Source organism: Streptomyces sp. URMC 123 (assembly GCF_051386515.1).
Lineage (GTDB): Bacteria > Actinomycetota > Actinomycetes > Streptomycetales > Streptomycetaceae > Streptomyces.
On record NZ_JBPQTV010000701.1, the window covers coordinates 1 to 512 of the forward strand.

The 512-nt window shown below is 81.8% G+C and carries 1 pseudogene; it reads right to left on the bottom strand.

Annotation, left to right across the window (positions count from 1 at the left end):
- Positions 1-218: pseudogene (locus ACSNOD_RS31705) on the bottom strand (apolipoprotein N-acyltransferase); the annotation flags it as partial.
- Between the last annotated feature and the right edge of the window lie 294 nt (positions 219-512).

A 512-nucleotide genomic window follows, 5' to 3' on the forward strand; every position in this document is an offset into this window, starting at 1 on the left:
CGCCGCCCGTACAGGCTGAGCGCGAACAGCCCGAGCGCGGGCGGCGCGAGCCACCACAGGGGGCGCGGCGGAAAGCTGAGATAGAGCAGCACCCCGGCGAGCGCGGCCAGGCCCGCGGGGGCCAGGCGCCGCGGCACGCCGATACGGGGGCCACGGCGGCGCGCGGCGGAAGCGGAGGCGGCCGGGGCGGGCTCGCCGACGGGAGCGGTGACGGTCACCCGCCGAGTCTACGTTTCGCCTCCGGCGCGGTTGGGACGACCTCGGGCTCGCTCCCGGCGGCCGGCCCGCGCGGCCCGCCCCCGCGGGGAAGCGGAGCCTCCGCACGGCCGCCTCCCCCGCGGTGGGCCACCGATCCGCCCCCGCTGCGCGCCGTCGCGCCGCTCGCAGCGGCCCGGCCCGCCCAGCGCTCGCCGCGACATCCGTTTCAGCCGCCGTCGCGGCCCGGCCGCGTGGCCCGGTGCCCAGGGTCGCTCGCGCGGCGGTGCGTTTCCGGGGCGCGCCTGAGCCCCCGT